The 15,271-nt window shown below is 70.8% G+C and carries 13 protein-coding genes; 9 read left to right on the top strand and 4 right to left on the bottom strand.

Annotation, left to right across the window (positions count from 1 at the left end):
• Positions 1–87 precede the first annotated feature (87 nt).
• The 5 genes from ACGFJ2_RS13325 (at position 88) to ACGFJ2_RS13305 (ending at position 6,035) form a co-directional block, all read left to right on the top strand.
• Positions 88–921 (top strand): SAM-dependent methyltransferase, encoded by an 834-nt coding sequence (locus ACGFJ2_RS13325; RefSeq protein ID WP_393467749.1) that lies wholly within the window; start codon positions 88–90, stop codon positions 919–921.
• Positions 922–1,137: 216 nt separating this feature from the next.
• A complete protein-coding gene (locus tag ACGFJ2_RS13320) occupies positions 1,138–2,208 on the top strand; it encodes a DMT family transporter (RefSeq protein WP_393467746.1) in 1,071 nt (356 codons plus the stop codon).
• A 167-nt stretch (positions 2,209–2,375) separates the two neighbouring features.
• Complete coding sequence (gene secA2 / locus ACGFJ2_RS13315) at positions 2,376–4,556, top strand: accessory Sec system translocase SecA2 (protein WP_357950698.1); 2,181 nt, start codon at positions 2,376–2,378, stop codon at positions 4,554–4,556.
• Positions 4,557–4,601: 45 nt separating this feature from the next.
• Complete coding sequence (locus tag ACGFJ2_RS13310) at positions 4,602–4,976, top strand: VOC family protein (RefSeq protein ID WP_357950700.1); 375 nt, start codon at positions 4,602–4,604, stop codon at positions 4,974–4,976.
• Positions 4,977–5,150: 174 nt separating this feature from the next.
• Complete coding sequence (locus ACGFJ2_RS13305; protein ID WP_357950702.1) at positions 5,151–6,035, top strand: DMT family transporter; 885 nt, start codon at positions 5,151–5,153, stop codon at positions 6,033–6,035.
• On the opposite strand, the gene ACGFJ2_RS13300 is transcribed toward ACGFJ2_RS13305, so the two are convergent.
• Complete coding sequence (locus ACGFJ2_RS13300; protein ID WP_357950705.1) at positions 5,938–7,203, bottom strand: FAD-dependent monooxygenase; 1,266 nt, start codon at positions 7,201–7,203, stop codon at positions 5,938–5,940. The two genes, ACGFJ2_RS13305 and ACGFJ2_RS13300, sit on opposite strands and share 98 nt — an antisense overlap.
• Before the next feature lie 82 nt (positions 7,204–7,285).
• Here ACGFJ2_RS13300 and ACGFJ2_RS13295 point away from each other — a divergent pair, with 82 nt between their 5' ends.
• Entirely contained in the window at positions 7,286–7,870 is a 585-nt protein-coding gene (locus ACGFJ2_RS13295) for a TetR family transcriptional regulator C-terminal domain-containing protein (RefSeq protein WP_357950707.1), read from the top strand.
• A gap of 183 nt (positions 7,871–8,053) precedes the next feature.
• On the opposite strand, the gene ACGFJ2_RS13290 is transcribed toward ACGFJ2_RS13295, so the two are convergent.
• The gene (locus ACGFJ2_RS13290; RefSeq protein ID WP_393467741.1) at positions 8,054–10,567 is read right to left on the bottom strand and encodes a hypothetical protein; all 2,514 of its coding nucleotides are present in this window, start codon (positions 10,565–10,567) and stop codon (positions 8,054–8,056) included.
• A gap of 12 nt (positions 10,568–10,579) precedes the next feature.
• Positions 10,580–11,158 (bottom strand): GNAT family protein, encoded by a 579-nt coding sequence (locus ACGFJ2_RS13285; RefSeq protein ID WP_357950711.1) that lies wholly within the window; start codon positions 11,156–11,158, stop codon positions 10,580–10,582.
• Positions 11,159–11,265: 107 nt separating this feature from the next.
• Between ACGFJ2_RS13285 and ACGFJ2_RS13280 the strand changes: the two genes are divergently transcribed.
• From ACGFJ2_RS13280 to ACGFJ2_RS13270, 3 genes are read left to right on the top strand one after another with little or no spacing between them, the layout of a single operon-like run.
• Positions 11,266–12,468, top strand: coding sequence for an acyl-CoA dehydrogenase family protein (locus ACGFJ2_RS13280; protein ID WP_357950714.1), 1,203 nt, complete (start codon positions 11,266–11,268; stop codon positions 12,466–12,468).
• Positions 12,465–13,625 (top strand): acyl-CoA dehydrogenase family protein, encoded by a 1,161-nt coding sequence (locus ACGFJ2_RS13275; RefSeq protein ID WP_393467736.1) that lies wholly within the window; start codon positions 12,465–12,467, stop codon positions 13,623–13,625. Before ACGFJ2_RS13280 ends, ACGFJ2_RS13275 begins: the two co-directional genes overlap by 4 nt.
• Positions 13,622–14,713, top strand: coding sequence for an acyl-CoA dehydrogenase family protein (locus ACGFJ2_RS13270; protein ID WP_393467733.1), 1,092 nt, complete (start codon positions 13,622–13,624; stop codon positions 14,711–14,713). The genes ACGFJ2_RS13275 and ACGFJ2_RS13270 overlap by 4 nt, the downstream gene beginning before the upstream one ends.
• Here ACGFJ2_RS13270 and ACGFJ2_RS13265 read toward each other — a convergent pair.
• The gene (locus tag ACGFJ2_RS13265; protein WP_357950722.1) at positions 14,672–15,262 is read right to left on the bottom strand and encodes a TetR/AcrR family transcriptional regulator; all 591 of its coding nucleotides are present in this window, start codon (positions 15,260–15,262) and stop codon (positions 14,672–14,674) included. The two genes, ACGFJ2_RS13270 and ACGFJ2_RS13265, sit on opposite strands and share 42 nt — an antisense overlap.
• Positions 15,263–15,271: the final 9 nt, after the last annotated feature.

Below are 15,271 nucleotides of genomic sequence, written 5' to 3'. Positions count from 1 at the left end.
GGCGGCGCCCCGCCAAGGTGGCCAGCAGTTTCGGAATGGCCAGCTAGCGGATAACATCCGCGTCACAGATGAGGTGAAAGGGGACAGGTGACTCTCGGGTCCGAGTGGGCGCCTCCCGGCGTGGACAGCACCACGCCGAGCGTCGCGCGCGTGCACGACGCCCTCCTGGGCGGCACCGAGAACTTCGCCGCCGACCGGGCCATCGCCCGCCGCTTGAAAGAGGCGGTGCCCGAGGTGGTGAACCTTGTCTGGTGCAACCGCGCGTTCGTCGGCCGGGTCGTCGACTTCTTCGTCCGTGAGGCCGGGATCCGGCAGATCATCGATCTGGGGTCCGGGCTGCCCACGATCGAGAACACCCATGAGGTCGCCCAGTTCGCCGACCCCTCCGTGCGAGTCGTGTACGTCGACTCCGACCCCATGGTCGAGCCGCACGCGCGGGCGATCCTGAACGGGAACGAGAACGCGCTGGCGATCACCGAGGACGCCAGGGACGCGGCGGCCGTGCTGCGGCATCCGAGGCTGACGCGGCTCATCGACCTCTCGCAGCCCGTCGGGCTGATGGCCATCGGGCTGCTGCACCTGTTCCCCGACAGGGACGATCCGCACGGGCTGGTCAAGCGATACATGGACGCGCTGGCACCGGGGAGTTACCTGGCGGCGTCCAACATGCTGGCCTCGGTCAGCCCGCAGGCCCAGGCGCTGGAAGCCATGCTGCACGCGACGATGGGGACGGGCTACTTCCGGTCGCGGGAAGAGATCGAGCGCTTCTTCGACGGGCTGGTGCTGGAGGAGCCCGGGGTGGTGCACTTCCCGGAGTGGCGGCCGGACGAGCGGCTGCCGGGGCCGTTGGCCACGTGGGAGGCGCTCCTGCTGGGTGGCGTGGCCCGCAAACCCGCCTCAGCTGTCCGGAAGCCCGGCTGACGTCTGGGCGCTGGCCTCCGAAGTCCGGGAATCTGGCGAATCGTGGTGGATTGTCGGCGCTAGAGTGGGCGTCGTGCCGCGTCGACTGATCTGTTCCCCTCCGCCCGCCGAGTAGCGGGCGGCTTTTCCCGATTTTTCCGGATCTGACCAGATCTGGGGGTGGCTGCTGCCCGCGCGCCGGGCCCACTTCCACCACTCCATCCGGAGAGATCAGTCATGTCCCATGTCTCCGCGCGGCGGGGCGCCTTCTTCATGTCCGTGGCCGCGACCGCCTGGGGCACCGGCGGTGCCGCCGGTTCCCTGCTCTTCCAGTCGGGCGGGCTCGGCCCCGTCGACGTCTCGTTCTGGCGCTACCTTTTGGGCGCTGCCTTCCTGTACGTAACCACCCGCCTCACCACCCGCCTCACCACCCGCCTCACCTCTGGCCCCACCGCGACCGCCGTTCGGCGAGCCGCCGTTCGGTCGGCCATCGTTAGGCCAGTTGTTGTGCGGCCGGGTGATGTCGGCGGGCGTCGGCCTTCTCTGCTGTGGGCGCGTTTCGACCGGCGGCTTCTGGTCGTCGGGATCGGGATGGCCGTCTATCAGACGGCCTACTTCGGCGCGATCGCCCAGTCCGGCGTCGCCATCGCCACGGTGGTCACGATGGGCGCCACGCCGGTGTTCACCGCACTGGGCAGCCGCTTCCTCCTGGGGGAGCGCGTCACCCGCACCGCGCTCGCCGCGCTGGTCGCGGCGCTGGGCGGCCTGCTCCTCCTCACCGGTGAGAGCGCCTTCACTGGGGAGAGCGCCCTCACCGGGCAGAGCAACCTCTCCGGAGTGAGCGCCGTCCTCTCCGGGAGCGTCGGCGGTGGGCGGGCGGCCGGGATCGTCCTGGCTCTGGTGTCCGCCGCCGGGTACGCCGGCGTGACCCTCTATTCGCGCCACCACCGCGACGACCCCCAGCGCACGGCCATGGGCGGGTTCGCCGTCGCGGCCGCGTGCCTCGCCCCGTTCGCCCTGGTCGACGGGGTGCTACCGACGGCCGGGGCGACACCTGTGGCCCTGCTGCTCTACCTGGGCGCCGTGCCGACCGCGCTCGCGTACGGGCTGTTCTTCCGCGCCCTGACCACGCTCAACGCCACGACCGTCTCCATCATCTCGCTCGGCGAGGCGGTTGGCGCGGCCGTGCTCGGCGTGGTGCTGTTCGGTGAGCGGCTCACGCCCATGGCATGGTGCGGATGCGGGTTGCTGCTGGCGGCGGTGGTGGTTCCGGCCGTTCAAGCAGGGCGTACTACAGAGAAGGATTAGCGGTCGCGGAGCGGAGTGGCGATTGCGGGCGTCCTATGAGTTAGGGTCCGGTACGGCGATGCTTGCCGTACCGTCGCTCCGCTCCCGATAGAGCGCACTTGACACTAAATGGGAACGGCGCTGACAAAGCATGCGTTGGAGGGATTGTGGCGTCGATTTCCGGAATAGTGAGAAACCTCCTGGATCGTCCGGGCGGGGTGAACCTCAGCCCGTACAAAAAGATCGTCAAGGCGGCGGGCGAACGAGCCGAACGCGTCAGCGCGCTCGAAGAGTTGCCCAGGCCGAAAATGGATGATCTGGCGGAGTTCTGCGCCGTAGCGCGGGAGGCCGCCGACCGGACGCTCGGGCTCAGGCCGTACGACGTGCAGCTTCTTGGCACGCTCGCCCTCCTCGACGGGCAGATCGCCGAGATGGCGACCGGTGAGGGCAAGACGCTGTCGGGAGCGATGGCCGCGGCCGGCTACGCGCTGCAGGGCAAGCGCGTGCACGTGATGTCCGTCAACGACTACCTGGCCAGGCGCGACGCCGAGTGGATGGCGCCGTTCTACGAGGCCATGGGCGTCTCGGTGGGCTGGATCGACCAGAACTCCACGCCCGACGAGCGGCGCGCGGCCTACGCGCAGGACGTCACGTACGGACCCGTCAGCGAGATGGGTTTCGACGTGCTGCGCGACCGGCTGCGCACCGACGCGGCGGAGATCATCGTGCCCGCGCCCGAGGTGGCGCTGGTCGACGAGGCCGACTCGGTGCTCGTGGACGAGGCGCGGGTGCCGCTGGTCATGGCGGGGGCGGCGGACGAGGGCAGCGCGGTGCCGGAGATGGCCGCGCTGGTCAGGCAGCTGATCCGGGGCTACCACTACGAGATCGACGACCAGGCGCGCAACGTCTACCTGACGACCAAGGGCGCCGACAGCGTCGAGGGCATGCTGGACGTCGAGCTGTACGACGAGAACGAGCCCGGCACGCTGATCGAGCTCAACCTCGCCCTGCACGCCCATGCCCTGCTCACCCGTGACGTCGACTACATCGTGCGCGACGGCAAGGTCCAGCTCATCAACCCCTCGCGCGGCCGGGTGGCCGTGCTCCAGCGCTGGCCCGACGGCCTGCAGGCGGCCGTGGAGGCCAAGGAGACGCTGCCGCCGAGCGAGAAGGGCGAGATCCTCGACTCGATCACCGTCCAGGGCCTGATCCGGCGTTATCCGCAGATTTCCGGGATGACGGGCACGGCGGTCGCCGTCAGCGAGCAGCTCGGCGAGTTCTACGGCCTCAAGGTCGCGGTGATCCCGCCCAACCGGCCGTGCGTCAGGAAGGACGAGCCGGACCGCATCTATCCGACCGTTCCGGACAAGGACGCCGCGCTGGTCGAGGAGATCCAGGAGGCGCATGCCACCGGCCGGCCCATCCTCATCGGCACGCTGGACGTGGCCGAGTCGGAGAACCTGGCCAAGCTTCTGCAGCGGCGCGGCCTGGAGCCCGTCGTGCTCAACGCCAAGAACGACGCCGAAGAGGCCGCGATCATCGCCAAGGCCGGCGAGCGCGACGCCATCACCGTTTCCACGCAGATGGCCGGCCGCGGCACCGACATCCGGCTCGGTGACGGCGTGGCCGAGCTGGGCGGCCTGTACGTGATCGGCTCGGGCCGCCACGCCAGCAGCCGCCTGGACGACCAGCTGCGCGGTCGCGCGGGCCGTCAGGGCGATCCCGGCGCCTCGGTGTTCTTCGTCAGCATGCAGGACGACCTCATCACCCAGTTCGTCCCCGACGAGCGCCCGCCCGCCGCCGACGCCGACGGCCTCGTACGCCACCGCCGCGGCCCCTACCTCGTGGCCCACGCCCAGCGGGTCGCCGAGGGCGTGAACCTGGAGATCCACCGCAACACGTGGCGCTACACCCGCCTGCTGGAGCACCAGCGCGAGCTCATCCTGGAGTGGCGCGACAAGGTCCTGCACGGCGACTCGGCGGCCAAGGCGCTGGCCGAGGCCGACCCCGAGCGCTGGGAGTCGCTGCCGGAGGACACCCGCGACGAGACGGCCAGGCAGATCGTGCTGCACGCGATCGACCGCTGCTGGACCGAGCACCTGGCGTTCCTGACCGACCTGCGCGAGGGCATCCACCTGCGAGCGCTCGGCCGGATGAGCCCGATCGACGAGTTCCACCGGGAGGCCGTGGCGGAGTACAAGTCGCTGCTGTCGGAGGTCGAACGCCGCTCGGTCGAATCGTTCGAGGCACCGGAGCCCGACCTCAAGCGCCCCACCGCGACCTGGACTTATCTGGTGCAGGACAACCCGTTCGGTACGGAGTGGGACAGGATCCTCAAGCGTGTGACATCGGCCACTCGTCGCGGCTAGGCGTACCTGACAAAAGATGGCAGGTATGCCTGCGAGCCTTTCATCATGACAACTCACGCGAAGCTCATCGCCTTCACCATCGACTGTGCCGAGCCCAAGAGGCTGGCCGAGTTCTGGCACCAGGTGACCGGGCTGGACATCCAATACTCCGAGGACGAGTACGCCGCGGTGGGCGACGGGACGACGAACATCTACTTCGGCCGCGTCGCCGACCGCAAGCCGGTGGAGTGGCCCAGCTCGGACAAGCAGTTCCATCTCGACTTCCGGGTGCCGGACGTGGAGCGGGCGGTGGAGGAGTACATCGCCCTGGGGGCGACCAAGCCCGAGTTCCAGCCCGGGGTCACGGACGGGAAGGTCGGGTGGATCGTGATGCAGGACCCGGAGGGGCACGCGTTCTGCGTCTGCCCCGAAAAGTCCTGAAAAATCCTGACACGTCCCGTCGTCCCGCTGTGTGGCTGGGGTGATGGACCGGACTGGTGCGGTGGTACGTCCGTGATGAGGGATGTCTGGCCAAAAGGATGATTCAAGCACTTAGCTTCCCTCATAAGCTGGTGCAATGCTCTTGGAAGGATCCATGTCCCTGCGCGGGCGCCGATGACCTGGGTCGGTCTCGTGATCGCGCTGGCCGGGGCACTCGGATACGCGTTCGGCGCGGCGCTGCAACAGTACGAAGCCGTAGCGGAGGGCGCCTCGCTCAGGCTGGTGAGGCGTCCTCGCTGGTGGATCGGCGGGGTCATCGGCTTCGTCGGCGCGTCCCTGCACGCCGTGGCGCTGAGCCTCGCGCCGCTGGTCGCCGTACAACCGATCAGCGTGGCCACTCTGGTGTTCGCGGTGCCGCTCGCCGCGCTGATGTACGGCCGCCGCCCGTACAAGGCGGAGATCCTCGGCTCCATCGCGGTGGCCGTCGGGTTGCTCTGGCTCATGGTGCTGGTCCCGGCGCACAACGTCAGACCGAGTCTCGGCAGCGGGGCCGCGATCGGCTTCATCGTCGTGATCGGCCTGATCGTGCTCGCCGCCGAACTGTTCGCCAACAGGCTGCGCGGACCCAGCAAGGCCCTCGTCCTGTCCGTGGGCGCCGGCGCCGTGACCGCGAGCGTGTCAACGTTCGTCCGGGCGGTCGGCGGTGGCATGAACGGGGACTGGGGCAGGCTGTTGCACTGGTTCACACTCGTCATACCTGTGCTGCTGGTCGGCGCGGTCGTGATGCTGCAACGCTCTTACGCGGTCGGCTACTTCGGCATCGCGTACGCGGGCGTACAGGTCGTGGACCCGATCACCTCGGTGCTCGCCGGCGCGATCCTCCTCGGCGAACCACTCCCGACCAGCCCGTCCACGGCGATCCCGGCCATGCTGGCGGCCGCACTCACCATCGGGGGAACGATCACACTCGGGCGGCTGGCCCCTGATCACTCCCAGCCTGTCGGGGTGGACGCCACCCGAGGATCTCGTTCATTGACCGCAACATCAGATCTGGTGTGATCCGCGAGGCCAGCGCCACCCCCGCGTTCCGCAGCCCGACGGCCACCGGATTCCGCAGCTTGGTCACCTTGCAGATGGTCATCGCCTGGCGCACGATGCCCGCGGTCCGCTCCAGACGCGCGGCCGTATAGGCGGCGAGCCCACCCCCAGCGCCGAGGCGCCCACCTGGGTCATTCGCGTCGAGGTGCCCACCCGCGCCATTCGCGTCGAGGTGTCGGCCTGGAGAACCACCATTAATCCAGAAGTCGCCGCAGACGGTGAGGGCGAGAACGACGGCGTCCTCGATGGCCTGGCAGGCGCCCTGGCCGAGGTTGGGCGTCATGGGATGGGCCGCGTCGCCGACCAGCGCCACCCGGCCTCGGTGCATGGCGGGCAACGGGGTGTCGAAGTAGTAGAGGTCATTGCGGAGGATCCGTGCGTTGTCCGACGCGCGGATCAGGGCGGGGATCGGATCGTGCCAGCCACCGAACCTGCGCAGCAACTCCGCGCGCTCGTCCGCGTGCACGGCTCCGGCGGGTGACAGGTCCGTCGCGTAGTAGTAGATGAGTTCGTCGTTCAACTGGTGAGCCCCGAACACCAGGCCCCTGCCCCACGTCTCCGTGCTCGGGACCTCACGGTCGAGCGCGGGCACCAGCCCCCGCCAGGCGGTGACTCCCGAGTACACCGGACCGGGGTGCTCAGGGAACAGCGCGGTGCGCGTCGCCGAGTGGATGCCGTCGGCGGCCACGATCAGATCGGCCTCCATGTCACCGGCACCGGTGCGGACGATGCCCTGGCCTGCGTCCACCCCGGTGACGGTGGTGTTCAAGCGCAGGCGCTCGTGACCCAGGCTCTCTATGAGCAACTCGACGAGGGTGGCGCGGAGCAGGATGACGATCGAGTCGCCGTAGAGCTTCTGGGCCTTGTCCTCGGTGGTGTGCGTCAGCCAGCGCCCGTTCTGCTGTCGTACGCCCACCTGGCCCTGGATCCTGGACAACTCGCGCACGCGGTCGCCCAGGCCGATCACGTCGAGTGCCTTCAACGCGTTGGCGGCGACGGCCACCCCGGCCCCGACGGGCTCCAGCGCGGCCGCACGTTCGAGCACGGTCACGTCCCAGCCCTTGCGCCGCAACGCGATTCCCGAGGTCAGCCCGCCTATACCGCCACCGATCACCACGGCTCTGGCCATGCCTTGCCTCCCAAACTACGTCTGTAGTTTCACCATACTACGCCTGTAGTCGGGTGGCACTACCGGTGTAGTCTTGCTGCTCGTGAAGCGCTCTGAGACCGTCGCGGACACGGCCATCACCCTGCTGGCGGAGCGCGGCATGCGCGGCCTCACCCACCGGGCCGTCGACGAGGCAGCGGGCCTCCCGCCCGGGTCCACGTCCAACCTGGCTCGCACCCGCGCCGCGCTGCTGGAACTGACGCTTTCCCGCCTCACGGACCTGGAAGTACAGGCATTGGCCCCGGTCTACCGGCTCCAGGGCGCGAACGCCGCAGCTGACCCGTTCCTGGAGTCCGATCTGCCGGGGCTGGTGGCTGAGGCGCTGCACGTTCAGCTCGGCGACTCCAGGCGCACGCTGGCCCGCTACGAGCTGGCGTTGGAGGCGACCAGGCGGCCTGAGCTGCGCGAGATCTACGACAAGGCGGGGCGCCGCTTCCGCGATCCCGTCGTCGGGCTGCTGGCCGCCCTCGGGTCGCCGGATCCGGTGCGGCATGGGCGGCAGTTGGTGGCGTTCGGCGAGGGCATCATGTTCGACGCCATCGCGGGGGCGGGTGCCGTGCCCTCGCGCGACGACCTGCGGGAGGCCGTACGGGACCTCCTGCGGGGGATGCTGGGGTCAGGCACCTGAGGCGGCGCGGGCCATCGCGCCCGGCCACCTGCGCATGCGGGCATCGGCGCCCGGCCACCTGCGCATGCGGGCATCGGCGCCCGGCCACCTACGCATGCGGCCATCGGCGTGCGAGCGCCTACGCACGCGGCCACTGACGTGCGAGCGCCTACGCACGCGAGCACCTCCACGTGGTGGGGTGAGCTAGCACACCGGTCGATACGGCACCTCGGCCAGATAACGGTCCCAGTCAGTCTGGGACAGCCCTCCGTACCGGCCGCAGATCGACGCCGCCGACCCGGCCGGATCCGGGCGCGGGGTCGCGTGGGCGAGGTCGATGGTGAGGACCGTGCCATGGCCGGCCAGTACACGCAGCCAGCGTCCGCCCGGCGCGAGAGCGGCCTGGACGGGACGGTCGGCGCCGGCCGCCGGGACCTGGCGGTCCGTGAGGCGGGTGCCGTCCGCGACCCGCCAGACCCGGACACGGTCGCTGTCCGTGCTGGCCAGGAGCTGGCCGTCGGCGCTGAAGGTGAGGCTGCCGGGAGAGGGCCGGAGCCGCACCGGGAGCACGGGCACGCCGTCCAGCGTGTAGATCTGCACGCCGGTCTCCTCGGCGATCGCCACCCGTTCACCCTCGGGGCTGAACACCGTGTACTCCCACGGCATCCGGTCCAGCCAGGGCGCCGGCGTACGGGCGCCATGGCCGGACAGGCGGACCACCTCCGAACGCGTCCCCGCGAACACCAGCGCCACCTTGTCACGCGGCCCCACTACCGCGTACTGGCCGACGAACGCGGCCCGGCCGGTCCGCAGGTTCCAGGCCCATCGCTCGCCCGACTGGCGGGCCGCGGCGAACAGCAGACCGCCTCCTGGACTGAACCAGGCCGCCTGCTGTCCCGGCGCGCCCAGCCCCCGGCCGAAGGGCCGTCCCACGCCCGTGCCCGAGGTCGTGTCCCACAGGTAGGACCGGTCGACGCCGACGAGCGCCAGTGTCCGGCCGTCGGGGGACCAGGCCAGCGCCCGTACGCTCTGGGCGGGACCGGCGGTCATGGCCAGCTGCCTGCGGGAAAGGGGGTCGTACACCCGGATCGTCCCGTCGGTCAGCGCGGCCAGCCGGGTGCCATCGTCGCTGAGGGCGTCGAGCGAGTGCGGACCGCCGTACGGGTCGGCGAACACGTCCACCGCCGGATCGGCCGCCGAGTCCGCCAGCGCGGCACGGGCCTCCGCGACCGGGGCCAGGCGCCACGCGGCCAGGCTCAACCGGCGCGCCGTCACCGGGTCGGCCGCCCGCAGCGCCCGCGCCCTGGACGCCGCCACCCGCGCCATCGCCTGGTCCAGCCGCCCCTCGGCGCTGCTGTTGTGCCAGACGGCGACGACGACCGCCGCCAGGACCGCCACGAGGGTCACCGACGCCAGGGCCGCCATGGCCCGCCGCCGACCGCGTGCGCGACCGCGTACCCATGCGCGTCCGCCGTCCAGGAACGCCTGCTCGGCGGCGCTCAGCGTCACGCGCCGCCGCCCGCTCGCCGCCCACGCCAGCGCCCGGTCCAGGTCGTCCTCCTGGAACAGGTCGCTCTCCCGCCGGCCGCCCGACTCCCACCGCCGCGCCGCCCTGGTCAGGTCGCGGTGTACGGCGAGGCCGTCGCGTTCGGCCTCCAGCCACTCGTGCAGGCGCGGCCAGGCCCGCAGGAGCGCCGCCTGGGCGATGACCAGGCCGCCCGCGTCGGTGCCGCTCTGGTCGATGTCCACGCCGTCCGCGTCGGAGTCGCTCTGGTCGATCAGCCCCGCTTCCGTGTACGCCCTGAGGACCCGGTCCATGGCGGCCTGTTCCGGAGGGCGGCCGGTGACCAGCTCGGTACGGGTGGCGCGACGGCGGGTGTCGGTGCCGTCGGCCGCCATGCCGACCAGGCGCAGGAACACCTCGGGCACCAGGTCCTGGTCGGCGGGGCTGAGCTGGAGGTAGAGGCGTTCGGCTCGCGCGCCCAGTGGGGGGTCGTCCACCGGCTCGGGCGGGAGCAGGCGCCCCTGCTGCGACTGCGGCACGTCGAGCAGGGACAGCAGCAGTTGGTGCGCGCTCGGCCGCCGGTCCGGATCCCGGCGCAGGGCCGCCAGCACGAGCTCCCGAAGCGGCCGATCGAACCGATCGAGCAGCCGCTCGGGCCGCCCAGGCTGGCCGGGTTGAGTGGGCCGGCCGGAGGGCTGGCCCGGCGATGGGTCCAGCCCGTCGGGTGGCGCGGGGCCGTATGCCGCGAACACCAGCAGCCGGCCCCAATCCCGTACATCCCCCGGCGGCCCACTCCCGTCGGTCGCGGTCCCGAGCCCGACGAGCCGTGGCCCCTCCGCCCCCAGGACGACCCGGTCCGGCGTGAGCCCTCCGTGCACCGCCCCGGCCTCGTGGATCGCCGCCAGCGCCGTCGCCGTGGCCGCCGCCAGCCGGTACAGGTCGTCCCCGCCGTACGGCCCCCGCCGCCCGACCACCTCCGCCAGCGTCGGCCCGGGCACGTACTCGCTGACCAGATACGGCGCGTCCCCGTCGAGACAGGCGTCCACCACCCGCGCGACGCACAGCGACCGGACCTGTAAGGCCGCCTTGACGGGGCCCGGGGGCCGCGCGGGGAGGCGGGTGAGCGCATATCGAGTGCCCGACTCGTCGTAGGCGTCATGGACGGCACCGCCGAGCCGGGAGCCTAACCAGTAGCCCCCCAGCCGGTCGGTCATGCGGCCCTTTCGCTAACGGATCAGGCGAGCTCGGTGGTCCGGCCACTCCTCTTCGAGGATGCCGAAATAGACCGTGTCACGCCAGGTGCCGTCCGGCCTCCTGCGCTGGCGGCGCAGCGTCCCCTCGTGCACACCGCCGATGCGCTTGATGGCGTTCTGCGAACGTAGGTTGAGGACGTCCGTCTTGAGCAAGACGCGGTTGTAGCCCAGCTTGTCGAAAGCATGGTCGATGAGCAACACCTTGCAGGCGGTGTTGACCGCCGTACGCCAGACCGTCCGGCCGTACCAGGTCCAGCCGATCTCGATGCTCTTCTCGAACCCGGGCACGTCGCCGTACGTGGTCCAGCCGACGGCCAGCCCCGACGACCTGAGCACGACCGCGAACGGGATGTGCTTGTCGTCCGAGATGAGGCCCTGAGCGAGCCCCGCCAGCTCCGACTCGGCTCGCGGCGGCTTGGCGGGCATCCAGCGCCAGACTTCCTCATCCCCGCCCCCGGCCAGGAACAGGTCGGGAATGTGCTCCATCGTCAACGGCTCAAGGCGGACGACGTCGTTCTCGAGCAGCACAGGGGAGGGCAGGTTCGCGGTCATAGCGGTCACCCTAAAAGAAGATCCGGATCGCCTTTACAGCCACCTGAGCCGGTTTCTCGGCGACCACCTGTCGACACTCATACCGGCCGGTCGGTAGGCTCCGGGGTATGGACTTCGCCTTCGACAGTGTCACCGAGGACCTGCGTGAGCGCCTGCTTCTCTTCATGGACGAATGCGTCTATCCAGCCGAAGCCGCCTTCGAGGAGCAGGCCGCGACCAGCGGATGGAGCTCCCCGCCGCTCGTCGCCGACCTCAAGGACGAGGCCAGGAAGCGCGGCCTGTGGAACCTGTTCCTGCCGGGAGAGCACGGCGCGGGGCTGACGAACCTGCAGTACGCGCCGCTGGCCGAGATCATGGGCCGCAGCCCCAACCTCGCCCCGGTGGCCACCAACTGCGCCGCGCCCGACACCGGCAACATGGAGGTCCTCTCCATGTTCGGTAACGAGTGGCAGCGCAAGGAGTGGCTGCAACCGCTGCTCGACGGGCAGATCCGCTCGGCGTTCGCGATGACCGAGCCCGACGTGGCCTCCTCCGACGCCACGAACATCGCCACCTCCATCGCCCGCGACGGCAACGAGTACGTCATCAACGGCCGCAAGTGGTTCATCTCCGGCGCGATGAACCCCGACTGCAAGATCTTCATCCTCATGGGCAAGACCAACCCCGACGCGCCCAAGCACCGCCAGCAGAGCATGGTCCTGGTGCCGCGTGACACGCCCGGGATGCGGATCAAGCGCGGCATGCACGTGTTCGGCTACAGCGACGCCGACCACGGCGGCCACGCCGAGATCGTCTTCGAGGACGTACGGGTGCCGGTCGACAACCTGATCGGCGAGGAGGGCGGCGGCTTCGCGATCGCCCAGGCCAGGCTCGGGCCGGGCCGTATCCACCACTGCATGCGGCTGATCGGCATGGCCGAGCGCGCCGTCGAGCTGATGTGCCGCCGCGCGCTGGGGCGTACGACGTTCGGCAAGCCCGTCGCCCAGCAGGGCGTGATCCAGGAGTGGATCGCCGAGTCCCGCATCCGGATCGAGCAGCTGCGGCTGCTCGTGCTCAAGACGGCCTGGCTCATGGACACCGTCGGCAACCAGGGCGCCCACACCGAGATCCAGGCCATCAAGATCTCGACCCCGATCGCCGTGGAATGGATCCTGGACAAGGCGATCCAGGTGCACGGCGCGGGCGGCGTCTCGCAGGACTTCCCCCTGGCGGGGCTCTGGGCGGGAGCCAGGTCGCTGCGCCTGGCCGACGGTCCCGACGAGGTGCACAAGCGCTCACTCGCCTACCGCGAACTGAAGAGGTACATGTGAACGAGGCGGAGATTAAGGAGCGCGTCGACGCGCTCCTCGGCGCCAATGATCCGAAGAACCGGCTGGAGTTCCTGCGGGCCAGGTTCGACGCCGGGCTGGCGTGGGTGTGGTTCCCCGAAGGGCTCGGCGGCCTGGGCGTGTCGCGGGACCTGCAGCAGGTCGTCGAGCGGGAGCTCGCCGACACGCCGCAGCTCAACACCGGCGTGCAGGGCATCGGCCTGGGCATGGCGGCGCCGACGGTCCTGGCGTTCGGCACCGAGGAGCAGCGGCGCCGCTTCCTTCGGCCCTTGTGGACGGGCGAGGAGATCTGGTGCCAGCTCTTCAGCGAGCCGGGCGCGGGGTCCGACCTGGCGACGCTGGCCACGAGGGCGGTCAGGGACGGCGATGAGTGGGTCGTCGACGGCCAGAAGGTCTGGACCTCCGGCGCGCACCACGCCCGGTGGGCGATCCTCGTCACCCGTACCGACCCGGACGTGCCCAAGCACCGCGGCATGACGTACTTCATCTGCGACATGCACGCGCCGGGCGTCGAGGTGCGCCCGCTGCGGCAGATCACCGGAGAGGCCGAGTTCAACGAGGTCTTCCTGACCGGCGTGCGGCTCTCCGACGACCTGCGGCTCGGTGACGTCGGCGACGGCTGGCGGGTCGCCCAGACCACGCTGATGAACGAGCGCGTCGCGATCGGCGGCGCTCCCGTACGGCGCGGCGGCGGCATGATCGGGCCGGTGCTCGACACCTGGCGCGAACACCCCGAGCTGCGCACCCACGACCTGCACCAGCGGCTGCTGTCGCTGTGGGTCGAGGCGGAGGTGACTCGCCTGTCCGGCGTACGGTTGCGCGAACAGCTCGTCGCCGGGCACCCCGGTCCTGAGGGGTCGGGCATGAAGCTGTCGTTCGCCAAGCTGAACCAGGAGCTGTCGGGCCTCGACATCGAGCTCCGGCGCGACCTCGGCTACGACGACTGGACCTTCCGCCGATCGGAGGACCTCGACTTCTACGGGCGTGGCGCCGGCTACCGCTACCTGCGCGCCAAGGGCAACTCGATCGAGGGCGGCACCTCGGAGATCCTGCGCAACATCATCTCCGAACGAGTGCTCGGCCTGCCCTCAGAACCCCGCGTCGACAAGGACGTCCCTTGGAAGGACCTGCCACGATGACCCTGCTGTACTCGGAGGTCGAGGAGGAGCTGCGCGCCGCCGTGCGCGGGGTGCTCGCCGACCGCTGTCCGCCGGCCGCGGTGCTCAAGCGGGTGGAGTCCGACCCCTACGACCTCGACCTGTGGAAGACGCTCGCCGGGGAGATCGGGGTGGCGGGCCTGCTCATTCCCGAGCAGTACGGCGGGGCGGGCGCGTCGGCCCGTGAGGCCGCTGTCGTGCTGGAGGAGCTCGGCCGGGGTGTCGCGCCGGTGCCGTTCTTCACCAGCGCCGTGCTGGCCACTCAGGCGCTGCTGGCGACGGGCTCGGCCGATCTGCTGGGCGGGCTGGCGGAGGGGCGGACGACCGCGGCCCTGGTGGTGTCGTTCGCCGCCTCGCCGTACCGGCCGGGGCGGGGCTCGTCGGTGAGCCTGGACGGCGGGACGCTGTCCGGGACCGTGTCCGCGGTCGCGGGAGCGGAGGTGGCCGACGTGCTGCTGGTGCCGGTCGGCGGCCAGCTGTACGCGGTCGAGGCCGCCGACGCCGCCGTCCAGGTCGTACCGTCGCTGGACCTGACCCGGCCGGTCGCGACGGTCACCTTCTCGGCGGCGCCCGCGCGGTCGCTGGGCCCGTGCGACCTGGTCGAGGTGCTGCGGTCCGGTGCCGGGCTGCTCGCCTCCGAGCAGCTCGGGGTGGCGGAGTGGTGCCTGGACACCACGCTCGCCTACGTCAAGGAACGCCACCAGTTCGCCCGCCCGGTCGGGTCGTTCCAGGCGATCAAGCATCGGCTGGCCGATCTCTGGCTCGACGTGGTCAGGGCGCGCGCCGCCGCGCGTGCCGCGGCCGGCGACGACTCGGCCGTGACGGTCGCCGTGGCCCAGGCGTGGAACGCGGGTGTGGCCGTACACGCGGCTGAGGAGGCCCTGCAGCTGCACGGCGGGATCGGGATGACCTGGGAGCATCCCCTGCATCTCTACCTCAAGCGTGCCAAGGCCACAGAGACGGCGCTCGGCACGCCCGGCGACCACCGGGAGGCGCTGGCATCACTGGCCGACGTGCCGGCGCCGGCCTCACTCGTCGACGGGCCCGGCCCCGAGCGAGGTCAGCAGTAGGTCGGCGAAGTGCTTGCCCACCTGGGCGCCGGTGAGCGGTCCGTCCGTGTGGAACCAGCTGCCCAGGTGGTGCACCGAGCCGAAGAAGTAGTCGACGACCAGCTCGGCCGGGACGCGTTCGCTGAACAGCCCCTCGCGCTGGCCCTCGATCACCAGGTCGCGGAAGCGCTCGTGGTAGCGGCGGCGTTCGGCGCGGACGGTCTTGCGCGTCTCGGGCGCCAGCAGGTGCATCGAGCGGAAGAAGATCTTGGAATCGTCGAGGTTCGCGGTGGTGGTCTCGATGACGTCGGCCGCCGCCGCGTGCAGCCGCTCGGCGACCGTCCCGGGGCCGTCGGCGATGTGGGTCAGGCGCTCCATCTGCATGCGCAGCACGCGCGCGTAGATCTCGTGCAGCAGATCATCTTTGGAGTCGAAATAGTGGTACATGGCGCCCTTGGTGACGCCGGCGGCCACGACGATCTCCTGCACGGACGCGCCCTCGAAGCCCCGCTCCGCGAACAGCCGGGTCGCCTCGCTCAGCAGCCTCCTGCGTACCGGTTCTTCCTTCACGCGTCACAG

This window comes from Nonomuraea sp. NPDC049028 (assembly GCF_043197735.1).
Taxonomy (GTDB): domain Bacteria; phylum Actinomycetota; class Actinomycetes; order Streptosporangiales; family Streptosporangiaceae; genus Nonomuraea.
The sequence above is the reverse complement of the archived record's forward strand: the minus strand, read 5'-3'. Positions and strand labels throughout refer to the sequence as shown.